This is a genomic window from Thermostichus vulcanus str. 'Rupite' (genome assembly GCF_022848905.1).
In the GTDB taxonomy this organism is placed as follows: Bacteria; Cyanobacteriota; Cyanobacteriia; order Thermostichales; family Thermostichaceae; genus Thermostichus; species Thermostichus vulcanus_A.
This window is the reverse complement of the sequence record NZ_JAFIRA010000005.1, coordinates 79,459-99,037: the sequence shown is the minus strand read 5'-3', so window position 1 is coordinate 99,037 and position 19,579 is coordinate 79,459. Positions and strand designations below refer to the sequence as shown.

Below are 19,579 nucleotides of genomic sequence, written 5' to 3'. Positions count from 1 at the left end.
TGGAGTCAAAGCCTGCGGGGATCCCATGAATTTGAATTGCCCAGGAACGTCTAACGCCCACTCCAATTAAATCCCTCTGGAGCGGCCACCACCTGGCCAAACAAGTCATAGGGTTCAGCACGGGTAATGTGTACCGGCACCAGGGATCCCAGGGATCCTCCGCCCCGCACGTAGACCACCCCATCCACCTCAGGAGCAAAACGGGGGGAACGGCCAATCCACTCTCCGGTTTTGGGGTTTTCCTGCTCCAAAAGTACGGGTACGATCTGACCCACCTGCTCACGGTTACGCCGGAAGGCGATCCCCTGCTGCACCTGCATGAGCCGATCCCGACGCTCTTGTTTCACGGACTCCGGGATGGGATCCGGACGGGTATAGGCGGGAGTGCCCTCCTCCGGAGAAAAGGTGAAGACCCCCACATGGTCGAATTGATGGCGCTGCACAAACTCCAACAGATGCTGAAAGTGGGCTTCCGTTTCCCCTGGGAACCCGACAATGAAGGTAGTTCGCAGCACCGCCTGAGGCAGAACCTGGCGCAACCGCTCGATCACTTGGTCGTTCACCTGCCCTTGCCAGGGGCGATTCATGGCCTTGAGCACCTCGGGATGGCTGTGTTGAAGAGGCAGATCCAGGTAGGGCAAGAAGTTGGGAGTTTCCTGAATCGCTTCTAACACCTTGGCGGTCAAGCCGGTGGGGTAGGCGTAGAGCATGCGGATCCAGGGAATGTCGGTTCTTCCTAGAGCACGGATTAACTCAGCGAGACGGGGCTCCCCATAGAGATCTAGGCCGTAATTGGTGGTGATCTGAGAGATCAAGATCAGCTCTTGTACCCCCTCTGCCGCCAGTTGTTCTGCCTCCCGGACAATCGACTCAATCGAACGGGAGCGTTGGTTGCCCCGCAGATGGGGAATGATACAAAAGGCACAGCGATAATCGCAGCCCTCCGCCACTCGCAAATAGGCTACCGGAGCATGGGTGGTGCGGTAGCGGGGCACTGTTTCGTCGGCGATATAGTCCAGGCTGGAGGTGACAGCATTCACCCGTTCTCCCCGCTCTACCCGTTCGATCACCTGCACGATCTGGTGATAATCGCCGGTGCCCACCAAAGCAACAGCTTCCGGAATCTCATCCAAGAGTTCCTGCTGAAAGTGCTGGGCCAAGCAACCGGAGATAATCAGCTTTTTGCCCTGCACTGCCAACTCCATCAGGGTACTGACAGACTCCCGCCGTGCTGCCTCAATGAAACTACAGGTGTTGACGATGACATAATCTGCCGTCTCTTCGTCCTCCTCCAGCCGGTAACCTGCCGTAGCCAGTAAGCCCAGCATGTGCTCGGTATCCACCCGGTTTTTCTCACAGCCTAGGTGCAAGACGGCAATGGATTTGGAGGTTGAGGCTGATGGGGTGAGAGGGGCAGTGTCCAGTAGATTCATAGAGGGTGAGTTGGGAAAAGCAGTTTGCCTCAATTAACAGAACCTCATCTCACGCTCAGAGCAGAAAGCCTAGCGTAGCGATTTGGCCTCACAGTTTCGGGATCAATCTCCACAATAAACAATCAGATCGATCTCCACGTTCCCTTGTCCGGCCAAGCCCAGAACTCCAACGGTAGTTCGCCCCGGCAGACGACCGGGCTGAAAATAAGCGGCGTAAATGGAATTCACCACTTCGTAGTCGCGAAAATCCGTCAGGAAAATCCGCGCCATCACCACCCGATCAAACCCCGTGCCCACATGGGTTAAAACCCGCTTTAGGTTTTCCATCACCTGGCGGGTTTGCTCAGCAATAGGCCCCAACACCACTGCCCCCGTTTCTGGATCCTCAGCAAGCTGACCCGTCACAAAGAGAAAATCCCCTGCTCTCACCGCATGGGAATAGGGAGCAACAGGAGGCAAATCTGGTAGGGTAATGTATTCCAGCACGCGGATCCCTAGAGTTTCCGGGAGTAAAACTCCACCACCAAGAGTTCATTCACAGGGGCAGAAATTTGCTCACGGGGAGGCAACTCTTTAATGCGACCGCGTAACTTCTCTTTGTCAAATTCTAGGTAATCGGGTAAGAACAAACCGGGATATTCGGCGTAGGCAGCCACCAGTTTGCGGGAGGCTTCCTTATTCTTCACAGTCACTACATCTCCCACTTTGCAGCCATAACTGGGGATCGTCACTTTGCGACCATTCACTTCGATGTGGCCGTGATTCACCACCTGTCGGGCTGCCGGGATGGTTGGGGCCATACCGAGGCGAAACACAATGCAATCCAGCCGCATTTCCAGCATTTGCAACAGAGCTAGACCCGTAGACCCTTTGGAGCGGCGGGCCTTGCGCATGTACCGGATCATCTGCCGCTCGCTGACACCGTAGTTGAAGCGTACCTTCTGCTTCTCTTCCAGACGGATGGCGTATTCCGATTTCTTTTTGCGGTCAGCCCCGTGTAGCCCCGGTGGATTGGTGTTTTTGGGGCGTTTGCGGGTCAGGCCGGGCAGATCAAGTCCCCCGAAACGACGCACAATTTTTAAGCGGGGGCCTGTGTAGCGGGACATGCGGACGTTTCTCCAAAAGCAGCAGAGGTTGCTCAGCAAGAGGGCACAAGTACAGGGTGCCAAAAGAATCGGCGATCTACTATGGTAAGCGCTTACCCCCTCCTTTGTGCAAGTGGGGTAAAGCTGTTTTTTTAGCTCTGTTCACAAGCAGGGATCCCCTACCATCAATCGTAGTGAACCCCAAGTTGGGTGCGGATAAAGGCGCGATCCTCGCTGAGTAGGCCGTTAAGGGTACGCCGTTCCCCTAGGATGGGGTCGGGATCTAGCCCCATGGCTTCTAGATCTGCCAACACCATCAGCTCTACCAGTTCCGGGAAACTCACCTTCGGCGCCCATCCCAAGACCCGCTTGGCTTTGGTGGGATCCCCCAAAAGCAGATCCACCTCTGTCGGTCGGTAGTAGCGGGGGTCGATTTCGATCAGAACCTGATCCTTGTACAAACCTTGTTCCTGTTCGCCGGATCCCTTCCAGGTAATGGGCATCCCCACTAGCCCAAAAGCCCGTTCCACAAACTCCCGCACGGTGTGGGTTTCCCCCGTTGCCAAGACAAAATCATCCGCCTGCGGCTGTTGCAACATCATCCACATGCCCTCGACGTAATCTTTGGCGTAGCCCCAATCCCGCTTGGCATCTAGGTTGCCCAGGTAGAGCTTGCTCTGTTTGCCAGCTACGATACGGCTGACAGCACGGGTAATTTTGCGGGTAACGAAGGTTTCTCCGCGTCGGGGGCTTTCGTGGTTAAAAAGTATACCGTTGCAAGCAAACAGGTTGTAAGCTTCGCGGTAGTTCACGGTCTGCCAATAGCCATACACCTTGGCACAGGCATAGGGGCTGCGGGGGTAGAAGGGGGTGGTTTCCTTCTGGGGCACCTCTTGCACCAGCCCGAACATCTCTGAGGATCCCGCCTGATAGAATTTCACCCGGATCCCGGTTCGTTGCTGATAGTCTCGAATCGCCTCCAGAAGGCGCAACGTGCCCATACCCACAGAATCGACTGTGTATTCCGGCGCATCAAAGCTTACCCGCACATGGGATTGTGCCCCCAGGTTGTAAACTTCCGTCGGCTGTACCTGTTCCAAAATCTTGCGCAGGGTAGTGCCATCGGTGAGATCCCCGTAGTGGAGAAAAAGTTTGGCTTGCGGATCGTGGGAATCGATGTAAATGTGATCGATGCGGTCGGTGTTGAAGGTGCTGGCGCGGCGGATGATGCCGTGAACCTCGTAGCCTTTTTTCATTAACAATTCGGCCAGGTAAGAGCCATCCTGTCCGGTGATGCCAGTAATCAAGGCACGTTGGGTCATAAGGTTAGGGTTAGGGGTCAAAGACTCAAGTTGGGTAGCAAAGCTCAAACATTATACTTTGGCCTCATCCAAGACCCGACAGTAACATCTCCAGATCTACCCCTATACCCGCTCCTACCCTTGACTGGGATCCACCCGGTAAAGGGCACAAGAATAAGACTTTGGCCCAAACCTCGGACAGACCCCTAATCGAAAACCCTCACCCTCCACCCCAATCTTGGCTGGCTGCAACCCAAAATCCTGCGGGATCCGGAACATGGGGCTCAGGGATCCCAGTGCTGCCATCCCAAACTGTCGTCGTCGCATCGGCAGGGATCCCCAATTCTCCACTCCTAACTTCTTCCTGCAACATACAGCCCTTTGCGCCAAGAGCACGCTAGCGCGACCGTTAGTCACCTAGCACGGGGGAATTCCCTTCGCGACAGCGGTGCGGAGCACTCTAGCGCTTTCAAAATAGGGTAAGGACACAACTGTTGTTGTAGCAAACCCACGTTCACTTTAGGGATGCGGAGCATTAAAGGGCTGTAAAACAAGTCTCTCATGTTGGTCAAGCTCTTATCTAACACAAAAGTCAACCAGATTTCAAAGAACAAGCGCGAGTTCAAAACGGGTTAGTCGTGCGGTCAAAGCTGCTTCAGGATGGGTTGGATAAGCTGCGGAAATGAGGCTACCATAAGTAACAATCTTTTCTTTTTCTGGGGATGGTGTATCACATTCTAGCTCCTTTTTTTCCTAGATTAATCTAACTTTCAACACTTCTGTTTTGCAGCTCAATTCAAAATCATTGCCCTCTATGAAAACATTGAGATTAGCCTTACTGGTGTCCCTGATGCCCCGCAGGAGAGTAATCTGAAGGCATCTTTTGATTGAGCCAGTGGGAACAGACTAGAGAAAGGGCTATATTCTTGAGCAAGCGAAAGAGGGTGAATATGCTGCCACCTGCTTATTCTGCATTACCCAACCGTTCTCCCCTAAGGTTGCCCGATCAGGCGCGGGTAGCGGTGTATGTGGTGATGAACATTGAGCATTTCACCTTCGGTAAACTGGGCACGGCGATTCAACCCCATCTCACCAGTTCTCCAGAGATCGCCAACTACGGCTGGCGGGACTATGGCAATCGGGTCGGCATATGGCGGCTGTTTGATCTGTTTGCAGAGTTGGGGATCCCAGTTACTGCTGCTTTGAATGCAGAAATGGTGGAGCTTTACCCGCCCATCATCGAGGGGATCCGTCAGTACCAATGGTTGGTGATGGCCCATGGCTGGAACAATTCCACCGGGCACAGTGGGATGAACCGGACAGCGGAAGAAGAACTGATCGAGCGCAGCCTCACCCTTTTGGAGAAAGTCTCGGGATCCTGCCCTTGGGGTTGGCTGACACCGGGATTTTCCATTACTGAGAACACCTTTGAGCTGTTGCGAGCTGCCGGGATCCGCTACACCACCGATTGGGTCAACGATGATCAACCCTACTGGCTAGAAACGGCTGCCGGCCCACTGCTGGGGATCCCGTACACCCTAGAAACCAACGACATCAGCCTTTGTCTCAGTGCCCGCCTGCCGGGAGAAGCCTTTGCGCAAGCCCTGATCGATCAATTTGATCAGCTGTGGCGAGAGGGAGAACAATTCCCCCGCATCATGGCGATTGGGCTGCACCCCTTCATCGTCGGGCAACCCTTGCGTATGGGATCTCTGAAAAAGGCTTTACAACACATCCAAGCCCACCCCTATACCTGGCTGACCACCAGCGATGCTATTTACGAATGGTACACCCAAGCTTACCCTGCCCCTGAACCAGCCTAATTCAAGCTCAGTATCAATAACAGCTCAACATCAATTTTTGGCTGCAAAGGTGACAGGATAGGGGGTGAAAGCACCTTAGGAACCTTAGGGCAAAGAAAGGTTTAGCCATGCGCATGGGCAGACTCAGTGGCATCCTCCTCCACCCCACCTCTCTACCGGGGCCATTCGGAATTGGAGACTTGGGGCCAGCCGCCTATCGCTTTGTGGATTTTTTGGTGGAGAGTGGCCAACGGCTTTGGCAGGTGCTCCCCCTAGGGCCAACCGGATGGGGTAACTCCCCCTATATGAGTTTTTCTTCGATTGCCGGGAACCCCCTCCTCCTCAGTCCAGAGCTGCTGGTTCAGGCCGGCTGGCTAGAGCCAGGGAGCTGGCAGGATCTGCCCCAGTGGCCGGCCATTCAATCGGGGTTTGTCGGGCGGGTAGACTACGAAACGGTAATCCCCTTTAAGTTCGGCCTGCTACACCGCGCCTGGAGATCCTTCAACGAAAAAGCCTCCTCCTCCGACTGGGAAGCCTTCCAAGCCTTTTGTGAAGATGAGGCGGATTGGCTGCCGGATTATGCTCTGTTCATGGCCCTGAAGGATGTGTACGAAGGGCAAGAGTGGACGAAATGGGATCCCGCCCTGGTGCAACGGGATCCCTTAGCGCTCCAAGATGCCCGGGATCGCTACGCCGATGCCATTACCGAACAGATGTTTTGGCAGTACCTGTTTGCGCAACAGTGGGGATCCCTGAAGGCCTATGCCCACCAGCATCAGGTGCAGTTGATGGGGGATCTGCCCATCTATGTCGCCCCCAACAGTGCCGATGTCTGGGCCAACCGCGAGCTGTTTCACCTGGATGAACAAGGGCAACCGTTGCTAGTGGCCGGTGTTCCCCCCGACTATTTCAGCGCCACAGGACAACGCTGGGGCAACCCCCTCTACAACTGGGAGGCCCTGAAAGCCCAGGGCTACGACTGGTGGATTCGACGGATGCGAGCCATTCTCAAGCAGGTGGACTGTGTGCGCATTGACCACTTCCGCGGTTTTGAGAGCTACTGGGCCATTCCAGGGGATGCGGAAACAGCGGTGGAAGGTCAGTGGCAAAAGGGGCCAGGGGCAGATTTCTTTCGGGTGTTGGCGGAAAAGCTGGGGGATATTCCGGTGATTGCCGAAGATCTGGGGGAAATTACACCAGAAGTGCTGGAACTGCGGGATCAATTTGGCCTGCCAGGGATGAAAATTCTCCTGTTTGCCTTTGGTTCCGGGCCGGATAACCCCTATTTGCCCCATGGCTACGAGCGCAACTTTGTCGTCTATACCGGCACCCATGACAACAACACGGTTGTGGGCTGGTTTTACGATCCGGAGCGCTCCGACTGGGAAAAGCAAAATCTACTGCGCTACCTAGGCTGCCAGGGATCCGACGGCATCCACTGGGATCTAATTCGGCTGGCCCTCTCGTCGGTGGCGGATCTGGCCATTATCCCCTTGCAGGATGTGATGGGTTTGGGAGCGGATTCTCGCATGAATTTCCCTGGCACGGTTGAGAATAACTGGGCCTGGCGCTACAGCGAAGAGATGTTGCAAGATGAGCTGCGGCACCGGCTGGCGGAAATGAGTGTGACTTATGGGCGCATCTCTCCTCAAGAGCTGGATCAACGGCGAGAAACCCTGGCCCAAGAACGGGCGGCACTGGCTTCAAAGTCGGATCCCGCCTAACTCACCACTTTGGCTGCTGAGATGGAGAAATTGCTGAGGATGAAGGAGCCATCATCCTCGCACCACCCAGCATTACCCCGGAAAGCAGTAAGGGCAGGGCTGAGGTTGTCCCGCCCGCCACCACCTCCAACTCTTCATCGCTGAGAGCAGCCACAGCGGCATCAACCTGTCGTATGTACTCTGCCTGTAGGTTCTGGACTTCTGTCCACAGCTCTTCTGGAGTGTCAACACATTCTAGCCCCCTGGACCTACGACCCATTCCCCGACAGGTGGGCAAAAAAGATTACCGATTCAGGGATCCCTCGGAATCGGAAGCAACGGGGATCCCGCCCATGAGCAAGCCCAGCCGTTCTTCGGTTGCCTCGGCAGGGGATAATTCCCCGGCAATGCGGCCCTCGTGAATCACCAAGATGCGATCTGCCAAGCCGATGATCTCATTCAGATCTGCCGATACCAGCAACACCGCCATGCCCTGATCCCGGGCCTGCACAATGCGCCGATGAATCGCCTCGATCGCTCCCACATCCACCCCCCGCGTCGGTTGTGCTGCCACCAGCACCCTCGGCCCACAGGAGAGTTCCCGCCCAACAATGATTTTTTGGGCATTGCCCCCAGAGTAGCGCCGTGCCGTCAGGGAAATACTGCGGGGACGCACATCGAAGGTATTCACCACCTGTTCAGCATGTTGATTAATCGACGGTTCATTGAAAAATCCCAGCCAACCAGCATAGGGCTTTTGGTGATGATCCCCCAGGATCAGGTTGTCCCGTGTCGGAAAATCCAAAACCAACCCCCGCACATTGCGATCCTCTGGGATATGGCTAAGGCCCCAATAGCGCACCTGCCGAGCCGACAGGGAGCTCCATTGGCCAGAACCCGGCTTGTTCTCCCCATAGCGAATGGATCCTCGATAGCTCCTCAGGCCGGTAATGGCTTCTACCAATTCCGTTTGACCGTTTCCTTCCACCCCAGCAATGCCGACAATCTCGCCGGAACGCACCTGGAAGCTCACCCCCGCCACGGCCGGTTTCCGCCCCGGTACCTCCACCCACACCTCCTGCACATCCAACAACACGGTCTCCGGGGTACAGGGATCCTTCTCGACCGTCAGGCTCACCTCCCGCCCCACCATCAAGCGGGCCAATTCCTGGGCATGGGTTTCGGCTGTGGGCACCGTTGCCACCACTTTGCCATCCCGAATCACCGTGATGCGATCTGAGATCTGCATCACCTCATTCAGCTTGTGGCTAATAAAAATGACAGCCCCACCTTGCTGAGTAAACCGGCGCAAAAAAGCAAATAGCTCGCTGGCCTCTTGGGGGGTCAAGACGGCTGTAGGCTCATCCAAAATCAAAATGCGCGCCTTGCGGTAAAGGGTTTTGAGAATCTCCACCCGCTGTTGCAGCCCCACCGGCAGATCCTCAATTTTCGCGTCTGGATCGAGATCAAAGCCCATCTCCGCGATTAGCTGCGCCACCTGTGCCCGTGCTTGGCGAAAATTCACCTGGAAGCGATGGCCCGGTTCCGCGCCGAGGATGACGTTTTCCACCACCGTTAAGGGATCCACCAACATAAAGTGCTGGTGAACCATACCAATCCCCAGCCGAATCGCATCGGTTGGGCTGTGAATGTTGACCGGTTGACCATCCACCCAAAGGGATCCCTCATCCGGGGTCACTAATCCATAGACGATCTTCATCAGGGTGGATTTGCCCGCTCCGTTCTCCCCCATCAGAGCCAGAATTTCTCCCCAGCGCACCTCCAGATCAATGTGATCATTGGCCAGCACCAGTGGATAGCGTTTGGTAATGCCTTGCAACCGCAAAGCAATTTCACTCTGATGGCATCCCTCTGGGGCGGCAATTTCGGAGGTCTTCATAGAGAAACAGCTAAAGAACCTGGATGGGGTAGGCCATGATCATGCTACGCACGGCGCGTAGCGCCATCGCTGGGTTAACTTTAGGGTGCTTACGTCCCAGAATTGAGCTGCTCCAATTGGGCTATCAACTCCGTCACCGTTGGGGATCCCCCTTCGCCGCCGTGGCGTTGCCGGACACTCACGGTTCCCGCCGCTTGTTCTTGTTCTCCCACAATCAACATAAAGGGAATCTTGGCCTTTTCCGCATTGCGGATCTTCTTGGGGAGACGGTCACTGTCCGCATCAATCTGCACTCGGATCCCGTGTTCCCGCAGTTGATCCCGCACTTGTGTGGCATAACCCAAATACTGATCGGAAACCGGCAAAATACGCACCTGCTCTGGAGCCAACCAAAACGGGAAATCCCCCGCATATTCTTCGATCAGGATCCCGACCAAACGCTCTAACGAACCAAAGGGAGCACGGTGGATCATCACCGGACGCTGCCGGGATCCATCTTCCGCCACGTATTGCAGATCAAAGCGTTGCGGGTTTTGGTAGTCCACTTGCACCGTTCCCAGTTGCCACTCCCGATCCAAAGCATCGCGGAAAATAAAGTCCAACTTCGGCCCATAAAAAGCCGCTTCCCCAATCCCCTCAAAGTGGGGCATGGAAAGTTGCTCGACAGCACGACGAATGGCATTTTCTGCTTTATCCCAATCTTCGGCAGAGCCGAGATATTTATCTGAGTTGGGATCCCGGAAACTCAAACGGGCGCGAAAATCTTTCAGTTGCAGCTTCTCAAAGACCACCAAGATCAAATCCACAACCTTGAGGAATTCCTCGTCCAACTGATCGGGGCGGACAAACAAATGGGAGTCATCCACCGTAAAGCCGCGTACCCGTGTCAGTCCCCCTAGTTCCCCCGACTGCTCATAGCGATAAACTGTGCCAAATTCAGCGTAGCGCAGGGGCAAATCCCGATATGATCTCAACTCTGATTTGTAAATCTGGATATGAAAGGGGCAATTCATAGGCTTCATGACAAAGCCCTGCTCGGCAGCACGAGCCTGTTCATCCTCCGCCATCATCGGGAACATATCTTCTCGATACTTTTGCCAATGACCGGAAATTTTGAATAAGTCCACCCGCGCAATGTGAGGGGTCACGACGGGTAAATAGCCCCGTTTAATCTGTTCTTGCTTGAGAAAATCTTCTAAAGTAGAACGCAGAATCGTTCCTTTCGGCGTCCACAGGGGTAGCCCCGGCCCCACCTCATCCGCAAAGATAAACAGCCCCAGTTCCTTGCCCAGTTTGCGGTGATCCCGCAGTTTGGCTTCCTCAAGGCGACGTTTGTATTCCTTCAGCTCTTCTGGGGTCTCCCACGCAGTTCCGTAAATCCGTTGCAGTTGTGTCTTGGTTTCATCCCCGCGCCAATAGGCACCGGCCACACTGAGCAAGTCAAAAGCCTTGGGATTGAGGTCTTTGGTATTGTCCACATGCGGGCCAGCACAGAGATCCCACCACTCATCCCCCAAGTGATAGAGGCTGATGGGTTGCCCCTCCGGAATGCTGTCTAGGATCTCCAGTTTGTAAGGCTCTCCCAGGGCTTGGATGCGCCGTTTGGCTTCCTCGCGGCTAACCTCTTCACGGATCACCGGCAAGCCCTTTTTGATGATCGCCTGCATCTCTTTTTTGATGCGGTTGAGATCCTCGGGGGTAAAGGGATCCGGATTGTCAAAATCGTAGTAGAAGCCGTAATCCGTGGTTGGGCCGATGGTCACCTGAGCCTTGGGAAACAGCTTTTGCACCGCCATCGCCATCACGTGAGACATGGTATGACGGATCCGCTCCAGTTTGGGAGACTCATGCGTACGCAGCAGCTTGAGGGTGCTGTTGGCTTGAGAGTTCTGGGCCGCTTCAGGTGACTGAGACATCGGGATCCACTTCAAAACAAGAAACCAGTCTCCTTATCTTAGGCTGCCTGTAAGGTTGCAAGCAGCAGGGATCCCAAGCTGAGGGCCATTTCCGCAGAAGGATGAATACTCACGACATCTGTACCCTGTATCTGAATTGAAGTCCAAAACTCATCCCAGAACCCAGCTCAGAAAAAGGGGGGAAAGCGCACAGTATCCTAAATAGAGTTGGAACTGACCTGGGCCATGATCTCTTCCCGTGCCAATCCCACTCACCCCTCCGCCACTTCTGCCCCTCCGGATCCTGAGCCGACTCAACCCCTACTCCCTGAATCTCAACCTCTAGGTGCTCCCGTTTTGGCCGCCATTGATGTTGGCACCAACTCTCTCCACATGGTGGTGGTGCGCATCAACCCCCGCATCCCCAGTTTCAGCATCATTTCCCGCGAAAAGGCAACTGTCCGTTTGGGCGAGTACTGCAACAAAACCGGTGCGCTCACTGCGGCAGCCATGGAACGGGCACTCGAAGCTCTGGATCGGTTCTGTCGCATTGCCGATGCTTTTCAGGTGCAGTCGATCGTGGCGGTAGCCACCAGTGCAGTGCGTGAGGCTCCCAATGGGTTGGAATTTCTCAAGCGGATCGAGCAGGAGTTGGGCCTACGCATTGAGCTAATCTCCGGGCAAGAGGAGGCGCGGCGCATCTACCTAGGGGTGCTCTCGGCGATGGAGTTCCACAACCGGTTGCATGTGGTGGTGGATATTGGGGGCGGCTCCACAGAGCTGATTTTGGGAGATGGTCAGGAACCGGAATTTTTGCGCAGTGTCAAAGTGGGGGCAGTGCGCTTAACCCAGGCTTTTCTCCACACGGATCCTCCCACTTCTGCGGAATTGCAAGCGCTGCGGCAACACATTCGCGGCATGTTAGAAGCGCCCATCGAACAAATCAAACGAATTTTTGAACTGCGGGCACATCAGGGATCCCTCACCTTGGTGGGTACCTCCGGCACCATTGAAACCTTGGCCCAACTGGATGCCCGTCGTCGCTTGGGTAGCCCCCCCAGCCGTATGCAGGGGTATGAATTTACCCTAGAAGCCCTCCGCAGCTATAGCAAAGAATTTCGCGCCCTCACCATTGCGGAACGCCAAAAATTACCCGGCCTTGGGGAAAAACGCGGCGAGATCATCCTGGCAGGAACGATGATCCTGGAAGAAGTGATGAGCCTATTGGGGATAGAGCAAATTCAATTTTGTGAACGGGCTTTGCGAGAAGGTCTGATTGTCGATTGGATGATCAGCCAGGGTCTGATTGAGGATCGGCTGCGCTACCACAGCTCTGTGCGGCGACGCAGCATTCTCAAGTTGGCGGAAAAATATCAGGTGGAGCTCCCCTATGCCGAGCGGGTAGCGGAATTTTCCCTTAGCCTCTTTGATCAAACCCGTGGTCTGTTACACCGCTGGGGATCCCGAGAGCGGGCCCTCCTTTGGGCTGCGGCTATGCTGCACAACTGTGGTCACTTCATTAGCCATGCCGCCCACCACAAGCATTCTTATTATTTAATCCGCCATGGTGAACTGCTAGGGTTTAACGAAGAAGAAGTGGAGCTGATCGCCAATCTGGCCCGCTATCACCGCAAGTCACCACCCAAGAAGAAACACGAAAATTTTCAGCGCCTTACGGATGAACGGGATCGGCAAATTGTTATGGAATTAAGCCCGTTGTTGCGCATAGCCTGTGCTCTGGATCGTCGCCGGTTACAGGCGATTCAATCCTTGCACTGTCGCTTTCAGTTGTTGGGAGAAGCCCCCCGACAAATGGAGCTGATTTTGGATCCCAAGCATCCTAACGATGATTGTGCGCTAGAACTCTGGAGCCTAAAGACCAAAAAAGAAGTGTTTGAGCAACAGTTTAAGCTGGAAGTTATTCCAAAGTTATCAACCCAGGCAGAACAAACTTTGGATCCCTTTGGGGCAGTTATCTAGGTGCTCTTAAGTTGCTGTAGATTGCCGTAAGTTGCTGGAGATTACCTCAATCTACCTCAGTCTAAAGGATAAACTTTAGTACCAACTTGTGTGCCTCCGGTTGCTACCAACCTCAAGGGGAAATGGTGATGGGTGAGGGGCTGGTTTGAGTCGTCTGCTGTCCGCCCCGCTGCAAAATTACCTCAATCGTACCGTTGTTGACCTGTTGCATATTAAAGGGGAGTTGTTGCTGGGTTTCGTAAAGGCCCGGAGCAATTTCCCGCATCTCGATTTCTGGAGTCACACCGACAATTCGGAAGGCGGCTCGGCCTCCTGGATCCCCTCGCATCGTCACCTTCAGAATTTCTCCCATGCGTAAGTTGTTGCTGTTGGTGGTGACGCTGAAAATCTGGGGTAACCCTGTAGCGATGGGGGTTGATACCGGTTGAATGGTGGAGCGGGTGCCCTCAGAACCATCTATTGAAAAAGGCAAAATCTCCCGGTGCTCTTGGCTTAGACCATTTTTGGTGAGCACGATCCGCAACAGCGGGTTGTTGGCTTGGTGGGTGGGGGCAACCACATAGGTGCCTTCGTAGTGGTTAGGGCGGACTTCCCGCATCGGCTGGTTCAAGGCCAGATTCCCCAGATCAAACTGTGCGATTCCCCCAGAATCCGCCCAGATGGCAATGGTGAGGATATCCCCCTCGATTAAGTTGCGCTGGGGATCCAGACGAATGGCCTCGATGCGCGGATAGGCACCACTGGCGGTGCTGGGGAGAGATGGAGTAACCGGGAGATCAGGCTGGGGAGCCTGCGGAGTCGTCGGAGAAAAGACCGATTCAACCGGGGGTGGAGCCACATCCCCCAAGACCAGTTGAGGTTGTCGCCGTTGAACACGGGTGCTGACTCCGTTGACGGTCAGTTGAATGCTGATATCGGGGCTGAGGGCGCTATCTTGCGGGCCAAGGCTGTAAACGGCGCGATAGTAACCCGGCTGCACCTCCTGCATCGGCAAACCCTGTACCAAACCGCCAATATCGACGGTGGCACTGCCGTTGGGGGTGGCCTGAGCCTCGATGGTTAAAGTTCCACCTGCCGGGACAACACCCGATTCCGGGGTGATGCGAGTTTGAAAAATTTCGGGTCGAGTTGTTGCTGCCGCTGGCTCTGGCAGGGGACGCAACTGAGCAACTGGCGGATCCAACGGTAAGATCCGGCCCTGATGCGCCAATGCCTGATGCAATAGAACCGCCCCTTCGCCCCGCCTGAGCACCCGATTGGGATTGAGACGAGCCGGATCCGGCACATTCACCAGCAGCCCCGCTTGCCCCGCCATCGCGATGAAGGGCCGACCCACCTCTGGTACCTCCGCCGCATCGGTGTAGAGGGCCATCCAAGCCTCAATATCCGCTTGACTGGGGGCAGGCAGTTGTAGAGCTCGCACCAAAATGGCCAAAGCCTCTAGTTGGGTGAGATCCCCTTGGGGGCGAAACTGATTTCCCTCGAACAAGCGCATCGCTCCCGCCTGTAGAACGGCCTGGGCTGTCCAATAGTCCGGGGTATTGGGTTCCAGATCGCTAATCACTTGCACTTGGTGCGGGTTGGGCACATAGCCAAAAAATTCCGTCAGCCATTGGGCCAGTTCCAGACGAGTGAGGGTTACCGACAAGGGATCCCCTGTAATCACCACATCAGTTTGCCGCTCCAATGCAGCAGCATAGGCATTCACCCAGGCTAGCGACGACTCCTGCCCCACCTCCTGTGCCCAAACCGGCAGGCTGACACTGGACCAGCCCAACGTCCAACACAAGCTTAGTGCCAAGGGCCATGAGCACCGCATAGCTGCAACTCCTGTTCCGATAACATCTGCTCAGGGCCAGCTTATCTCAAACACTCAACTCATCCCCAAGGACTGGAGAGCCGTTAGAATTGCGCCCTTTGGCACGGTGAGTTGAGAACGGAGTCGTGGGAACTTTATTAATGAACTTTATTAATTAAGTTAACTAAGGAGATACGTTCCAGCACCCTACTGCCGCCCTACGACTCCCTGGTATGGGTTAAGAGCTGATGAACCCAACAGGGATCCCTGCTGGGCCTATTTTGTGATGTTCAACAGGATAGAGGGCTAGGGGATTAGCCCAACACCTGCTTGGCCGTTTTCACGACGTTTTCTACCGTGAAGCCAAACTTTTCCATACACACCGGGCCGGGCGCAGAAGCACCGAAACGATCCAGGCCAATGGCCACCCCTTCAAATCCCAGGAACTTATGCCAGCCGAAGGTGGATCCCGCCTCAATGGAGATGCGCTTGGTGATGCTGGGGGGCAACACCGTATCTCGGTAGCTCTGGGGTTGGGCCTCGAACAATTCTACACAGGGCATCGATACCACCCGCACCGCCTTACCCGCTTCTTTGAGTTGGGCAGCCGCTTTCACCGCCAGTTCCAGCTCAGAGCCAGTGGCAATCAGAATTAACTCAGGGTTGTCGGCATCCACCACCACATATCCGCCTTTGGCGACCCCTTCGATGGAGGTACCTTCTACGGGGTTGACCGCTTGGCGGGTGAAAATCAGCAAAGAGGGGGTTTCTTTGGCTTCCAGAGCCACTTGGTAGGATCCCACAGTTTCCCGGGCATCCGCCGGACGCAGCACATACAGATTGGGGATCGCCCGCAATGAGGCAATGGTTTCCACCGGTTGGTGGGTGGGGCCATCTTCTCCCAAAGCGACCGAGTCGTGGGTCATCACATGCAACACCCGCACCTGCGAGAGGGCCGATAGCCGGATGGCCGCCCGCATGTAGTCGGTGAAGATCAAAAAGGTGGCATCGTAGGGAATCAGGCCGCCGTGGAGAGCCATACCGTTGGCAATGGCTCCCATGCCATGCTCTCGTACCCCAAACCGGAAGTTACGCCCTTCATAAGAACCCGGTTGGAATTCCGGGATCCCTTTCAAGAAGGTCATGTTGGAGTGGGCCAGATCCGCGGATCCCCCCAGCAATTCCGGTACGGCTGCTGCCAGAGCATTCAAGCAAAACTTGGACAGGTTGCGGGTGGATTCCTTGCCGGTTTCGGCGATCGGGGCCAGGGCTTCTTTCCAGCCAGCCGGTAATTCTCCGGCCATGATCCGCTGAAATTCTGCTGCTTCAGCCGGATAAGCCTTTTCATAGGCGGCAAAGCGTTCGTTCCATTCCGCCTCTGCTTTGGCACCTTTCTCCACGGCTTGCCGGAAGTGAGCGAGCACTTCATCGGGAATATAAAATTCCGGCTCCAGCGGCCAACCGAGGTTTTCTTTGGTCAGCTTCACCTCCTCTGGCCCCAGGGGTGCCCCGTGTACCCCTTCTGTTCCGGCTTTGTTGGGGGATCCGTAACCGATGGTGGTCTCGACAATAATCAGGGAGGGCTTGTTGGTGACTTCCTTGGCCTTTTGGAGGGCAGCGGCAATGCCTTTCAAGTCATGGTTGCCATCTTCCACTTTCTGCACATGCCAACCGTAGGCCTCATAGCGCTTGCCCACATCTTCGGTAAAAGCAATTTCGGTCCTGCCGTCAATGGAGATGTGGTTGCTGTCGTAGAGCATGATCAGTTTGCCCAGTTGCAGGTGGCCTGCTAGAGAGGCGGCTTCCGAGGCCACCCCCTCCATGTTGCAGCCATCCCCCAAGATCACGTAGGTGTAGTGATCCACAATGGTGTGACCGGGCTTGTTGAAGCGGGCCGCCAAATGGGCCTCGGCAATGGCCAACCCAACTGCATTCCCTACCCCTTGACCGAGAGGGCCGGTGGTGACTTCCACGCCGGGGGTTTCAAAGTTTTCCGGATGGCCGGGGGTTTTGGATCCCCACTGACGGAATTGCTTCAAATCCTCCATCGTCACATCGAAGCCAGTCAGGTGCAGCAGCGCATACTGCAACATACAGCCATGGCCTGCTGAGAGCACAAAGCGATCCCGATCCACCCATTTGGGGTTGCGGGGATTGAATTTCATGAATTGCTGCCAAAGCACATAGGCCATCGGTGCTGCCCCCATTGGCAGGCCAGGGTGACCGGATTTGGCCTTCTGAACAGCATCCACCGCCAAAAAGCGAATCGTGTTGATGGAGAGTTGTTCTAGGGAGGGAGGAGCAGCAACAACCATGTGGGGGGATCCCTATCGCTCGACATTCGCTTTCCAGTATGCCCCGTTTTGGGTCTTGCTTCCGAACTGGTCTGGGTCAATCTGTACCGCCAGCAGGGATTTGGACAAAGGGATCCCACTGCGCTGAGGCTGGCAGGATAAGCTGAAGGGTGGGCTGGCTGCTCTCACATAAATAACCAACCCACAACCGTACATGATTGGAGTGTTTCCTTGACTGCTTCTTCTCCCACTACTGGGACTACTGGCAAGCCCTCTTGGCTACGGGTGAAAGCCCCGCAACGGGTGGGATCCGTCAAACAACTGCTGCGGGATTTGCACCTGAATACGGTTTGTGAAGAAGCCTCTTGCCCAAACTTGGGGGAATGCTTCGCCAACCGCACGGCCACCTTTCTGATCATGGGGCCAGCCTGTACCCGCGCCTGTCCCTATTGCGATATTGATTTTGAAAAGCGCCCTCAACCTCTGGATGCCACCGAACCGGAACGGGTGGCGGAAGCGGTGGAGCGGTTGGGATTGCGCCATGCGGTGATTACCTCGGTGAATCGGGATGATCTACCGGATGGGGGAGCCCGCCAGTTTGTGGCTTGTATTGCTGCCATTCGTCGCCGCATGCCCTTGACCACCATCGAGGTGCTGATCCCGGATCTGTGCGGGAACTGGCAGGCGTTGGAGCAGATTTTGGCCGCCCAACCGACGGTGCTCAACCACAACACAGAAACGGTGCCGCGCCTTTATCGCCGGGTGCGTCCACAGGGGAACTATGAGCGGTCTCTAAAGCTACTGGAGCTGGCCCAGCAACAGGATCCCGGCCTCTATACCAAGTCGGGGGTGATGTTGGGCTTGGGGGAAACCGCTGAAGAAATTGTGCAGGTCATGCAGGATCTACGGCGGGTGCAGTGCGACATTCTTACTTTGGGTCAATACCTACAACCCAGTCCCAAACATCTGCCCGTCGAGCGATACGTCACACCGGAGGAGTTTGACCATTGGCGACGGGTGGGGGAAGAGTTGGGCTTTTTGCAGGTGGTGTCTTCACCCTTGACTCGCAGCTCCTACCATGCCGAAGCTGTCCAGGATTTGATGCGTCACTCCCCTAAGTCTGCCAAGCCTGTACCCATGCCAGAAACCCGAGCAAGGGACGAATTGCCGCCAAGTTAGACTGCTGAAGGAATGTGCTTGGGGAGATGAGTTGAGTATGGAAGGGATCCCTCCCAACCCGATCGATGCAAATGCAGCCGATCCAGCGATAGATTCCAATCGGATCCCGCCATCCCGCCGCTGGCCGGTGGTGTTTCGGTTGCCCGTCGCCAATCCTGATGAGTATGCAGAGCTGATGGTGGGGTTGATGCGGGAGTCTCGCCTCAGCTTCAACTATCTCATGCTGGTGATTGGCTCTTGTGTAATCGCCACCTTGGGGTTGATGGCCAATAGTCCGGCGGTGATCATCGGGGCGATGATCGTGGCTCCTTTGATGCTGCCGATTCGCGGCATGGCCATGGGAGCTTTGGAGGGGAATTTGGTGCTGTTTCGGACGGGGATTCTCTCCATTGCCGTCGGCACGGGTATCGGGGTGGGGGTATCGTTTCTGCTGGGTCGGCTAGTGGGCCTACCCCAGTGGGGCAGCGAGGTGCTGGCCCGGACTCAACCCAACCTGTTGGATTTGGGTGTTGCGCTGGCGGCAGGGGGAATTGGCGCTTTTGCCAGGGTTCGCAAAGAGATTGCCGATAGTTTGGCGGGGGTGGCGATTGCGGTGGCGTTGATGCCGCCGGTCTGTGTGATTGGATTGGGACTGGCCCACGCCGATTGGAGAACCAGCTTGGGGGCGACCCTGTTGTATGTGACCAACTTGCTGGGGATCGCGCTGGCTTGTATGGTGACCTTCCTGGCAATGGGCTACGCACCCCTACACAAAGCGCGCTCGGCCCTGTCTTGGATGCTAGGGCTGGTGATGCTGCTGATTGTGCCGCTTGGGGCAGGGATGACTCGGCTGATTTATCAGGCCCGCCTGGAGGCAGCTTTGCGCTCGGCTTTGTTAAATAAAACCATCACCTTTCAACGGGTCACCCTGGTGCGCAGCGACTTTAACTGGGTGGTTTATCCGCCGGAGGTGGTGTTGTCGGTACGAGCGGATGAGCCGATTACCCCTAGGCAGGTGACCTTACTCGAAGAATTTGTGGAATCGGATGTGGGCCGTCCCTTTACCCTCATTTTTCAGGTGGTGCAAGCCCAGGAGATTCGCCGAGAAACCCCTGCCCCAGAAGAACCCGAAGATCCTGTGGAAGAAGAAAACCCTGGGATCCCTGCCAACCCAGTTACGCCGCTCTCTTCTCTGTTCCACAAAGGGATCATTCCACCCTACTAGCCCCC

The 19,579-nt window shown here is 55.5% G+C and carries 14 protein-coding genes; 5 read left to right on the top strand and 9 right to left on the bottom strand.

The window, feature by feature from the left end:
• Nucleotides 1-50: 50 nt before the first annotated feature.
• From rimO to JX360_RS03695, 5 genes are all read right to left on the bottom strand, one after another.
• The gene (gene rimO, locus JX360_RS03715; RefSeq protein WP_244349230.1) at nt 51-1,433 is read right to left on the bottom strand and encodes a 30S ribosomal protein S12 methylthiotransferase RimO; all 1,383 of its coding nucleotides are present in this window, start codon (nt 1,431-1,433) and stop codon (nt 51-53) included.
• Between the two features lie 102 nt (nt 1,434-1,535).
• Nucleotides 1,536-1,919: a RidA family protein gene (locus JX360_RS03710; protein WP_244349229.1), complete on the bottom strand. Its 384-nt coding sequence runs from the start codon at nt 1,917-1,919 to the stop codon at nt 1,536-1,538.
• Between the two features lie 8 nt (nt 1,920-1,927).
• Nucleotides 1,928-2,539, bottom strand: coding sequence for a 30S ribosomal protein S4 (gene rpsD, locus JX360_RS03705; protein WP_244349228.1), 612 nt, complete (start codon nt 2,537-2,539; stop codon nt 1,928-1,930).
• Nucleotides 2,540-2,703: 164 nt separating this feature from the next.
• On the bottom strand, nt 2,704-3,840 hold the full coding sequence (gene gmd, locus JX360_RS03700; RefSeq protein ID WP_244349227.1) for a GDP-mannose 4,6-dehydratase: 1,137 nt from the start codon (nt 3,838-3,840) through the stop codon (nt 2,704-2,706).
• Between the two features lie 199 nt (nt 3,841-4,039).
• The gene (locus tag JX360_RS03695) at nt 4,040-4,192 is read right to left on the bottom strand and encodes a hypothetical protein (protein WP_244349226.1); all 153 of its coding nucleotides are present in this window, start codon (nt 4,190-4,192) and stop codon (nt 4,040-4,042) included.
• A 577-nt stretch (nt 4,193-4,769) separates the two neighbouring features.
• Between JX360_RS03695 and JX360_RS03685 the strand changes: the two genes are divergently transcribed.
• A complete protein-coding gene (locus JX360_RS03685) occupies nt 4,770-5,642 on the top strand; it encodes a polysaccharide deacetylase family protein (RefSeq protein WP_244349225.1) in 873 nt (290 codons plus the stop codon).
• Nucleotides 5,643-5,749: 107 nt separating this feature from the next.
• Complete coding sequence (gene malQ / locus JX360_RS03680) at nt 5,750-7,345, top strand: 4-alpha-glucanotransferase (RefSeq protein WP_244349224.1); 1,596 nt, start codon at nt 5,750-5,752, stop codon at nt 7,343-7,345.
• A gap of 283 nt (nt 7,346-7,628) precedes the next feature.
• Here the strand turns inward: malQ and JX360_RS03675 are convergent, their stop codons facing one another.
• Both JX360_RS03675 and thrS read right to left on the bottom strand, forming a co-directional pair.
• Nucleotides 7,629-9,224, bottom strand: coding sequence for an ABC transporter ATP-binding protein (locus JX360_RS03675; protein WP_244349223.1), 1,596 nt, complete (start codon nt 9,222-9,224; stop codon nt 7,629-7,631).
• An 89-nt stretch (nt 9,225-9,313) separates the two neighbouring features.
• Entirely contained in the window at nt 9,314-11,140 is a 1,827-nt protein-coding gene (gene thrS, locus JX360_RS03670) for a threonine--tRNA ligase (protein WP_244349222.1), read from the bottom strand.
• Between the two features lie 225 nt (nt 11,141-11,365).
• Between thrS and JX360_RS03665 the strand changes: the two genes are divergently transcribed.
• Entirely contained in the window at nt 11,366-13,099 is a 1,734-nt protein-coding gene (locus JX360_RS03665) for a Ppx/GppA phosphatase family protein (protein WP_279611213.1), read from the top strand.
• A gap of 112 nt (nt 13,100-13,211) precedes the next feature.
• Here JX360_RS03665 and JX360_RS03660 read toward each other — a convergent pair whose 3' ends face one another.
• Entirely contained in the window at nt 13,212-14,918 is a 1,707-nt protein-coding gene (locus JX360_RS03660) for an S-layer protein (RefSeq protein WP_244349221.1), read from the bottom strand.
• A gap of 293 nt (nt 14,919-15,211) precedes the next feature.
• On the bottom strand, nt 15,212-17,212 hold the full coding sequence (gene tkt / locus JX360_RS03655) for a transketolase (RefSeq protein WP_244349220.1): 2,001 nt from the start codon (nt 17,210-17,212) through the stop codon (nt 15,212-15,214).
• Nucleotides 17,213-17,422: 210 nt separating this feature from the next.
• On the opposite strand from tkt, the gene lipA reads away from it, so the two are divergent.
• Together lipA and JX360_RS03645 are read left to right on the top strand one after the other, a co-directional pair.
• On the top strand, nt 17,423-18,370 hold the full coding sequence (lipA, locus tag JX360_RS03650; RefSeq protein ID WP_244349219.1) for a lipoyl synthase: 948 nt from the start codon (nt 17,423-17,425) through the stop codon (nt 18,368-18,370).
• Between the two features lie 37 nt (nt 18,371-18,407).
• The gene (locus tag JX360_RS03645) at nt 18,408-19,574 is read left to right on the top strand and encodes a DUF389 domain-containing protein (protein WP_244349218.1); all 1,167 of its coding nucleotides are present in this window, start codon (nt 18,408-18,410) and stop codon (nt 19,572-19,574) included.
• Nucleotides 19,575-19,579: the final 5 nt, after the last annotated feature.

What these genes read in the sequence shown, in the direction of transcription:
- rimO (WP_244349230.1), bottom strand. Translation starts at nt 1,433, where the DNA reads ATGAATCTACTGGACACTGCCCCTCTCACCCCATCAGCCTCAACCTCC.
- rpsD (WP_244349228.1), bottom strand. Translation starts at nt 2,539, where the DNA reads ATGTCCCGCTACACAGGCCCCCGCTTAAAAATTGTGCGTCGTTTCGGG.
- gmd (WP_244349227.1), bottom strand. Translation starts at nt 3,840, where the DNA reads ATGACCCAACGTGCCTTGATTACTGGCATCACCGGACAGGATGGCTCT.
- JX360_RS03695 (WP_244349226.1), bottom strand. Translation starts at nt 4,192, where the DNA reads ATGTTGCAGGAAGAAGTTAGGAGTGGAGAATTGGGGATCCCTGCCGAT.
- JX360_RS03685 (WP_244349225.1), top strand. Translation starts at nt 4,770, where the DNA reads ATGCTGCCACCTGCTTATTCTGCATTACCCAACCGTTCTCCCCTAAGG.
- malQ (WP_244349224.1), top strand. Translation starts at nt 5,750, where the DNA reads ATGCGCATGGGCAGACTCAGTGGCATCCTCCTCCACCCCACCTCTCTA.
- JX360_RS03675 (WP_244349223.1), bottom strand. Translation starts at nt 9,224, where the DNA reads ATGAAGACCTCCGAAATTGCCGCCCCAGAGGGATGCCATCAGAGTGAA.
- thrS (WP_244349222.1), bottom strand. Translation starts at nt 11,140, where the DNA reads ATGTCTCAGTCACCTGAAGCGGCCCAGAACTCTCAAGCCAACAGCACC.
- JX360_RS03665 (WP_279611213.1), top strand. Translation starts at nt 11,366, where the DNA reads ATGATCTCTTCCCGTGCCAATCCCACTCACCCCTCCGCCACTTCTGCC.
- JX360_RS03660 (WP_244349221.1), bottom strand. Translation starts at nt 14,918, where the DNA reads ATGCGGTGCTCATGGCCCTTGGCACTAAGCTTGTGTTGGACGTTGGGC.
- tkt (WP_244349220.1), bottom strand. Translation starts at nt 17,212, where the DNA reads ATGGTTGTTGCTGCTCCTCCCTCCCTAGAACAACTCTCCATCAACACG.
- JX360_RS03645 (WP_244349218.1), top strand. Translation starts at nt 18,408, where the DNA reads ATGGAAGGGATCCCTCCCAACCCGATCGATGCAAATGCAGCCGATCCA.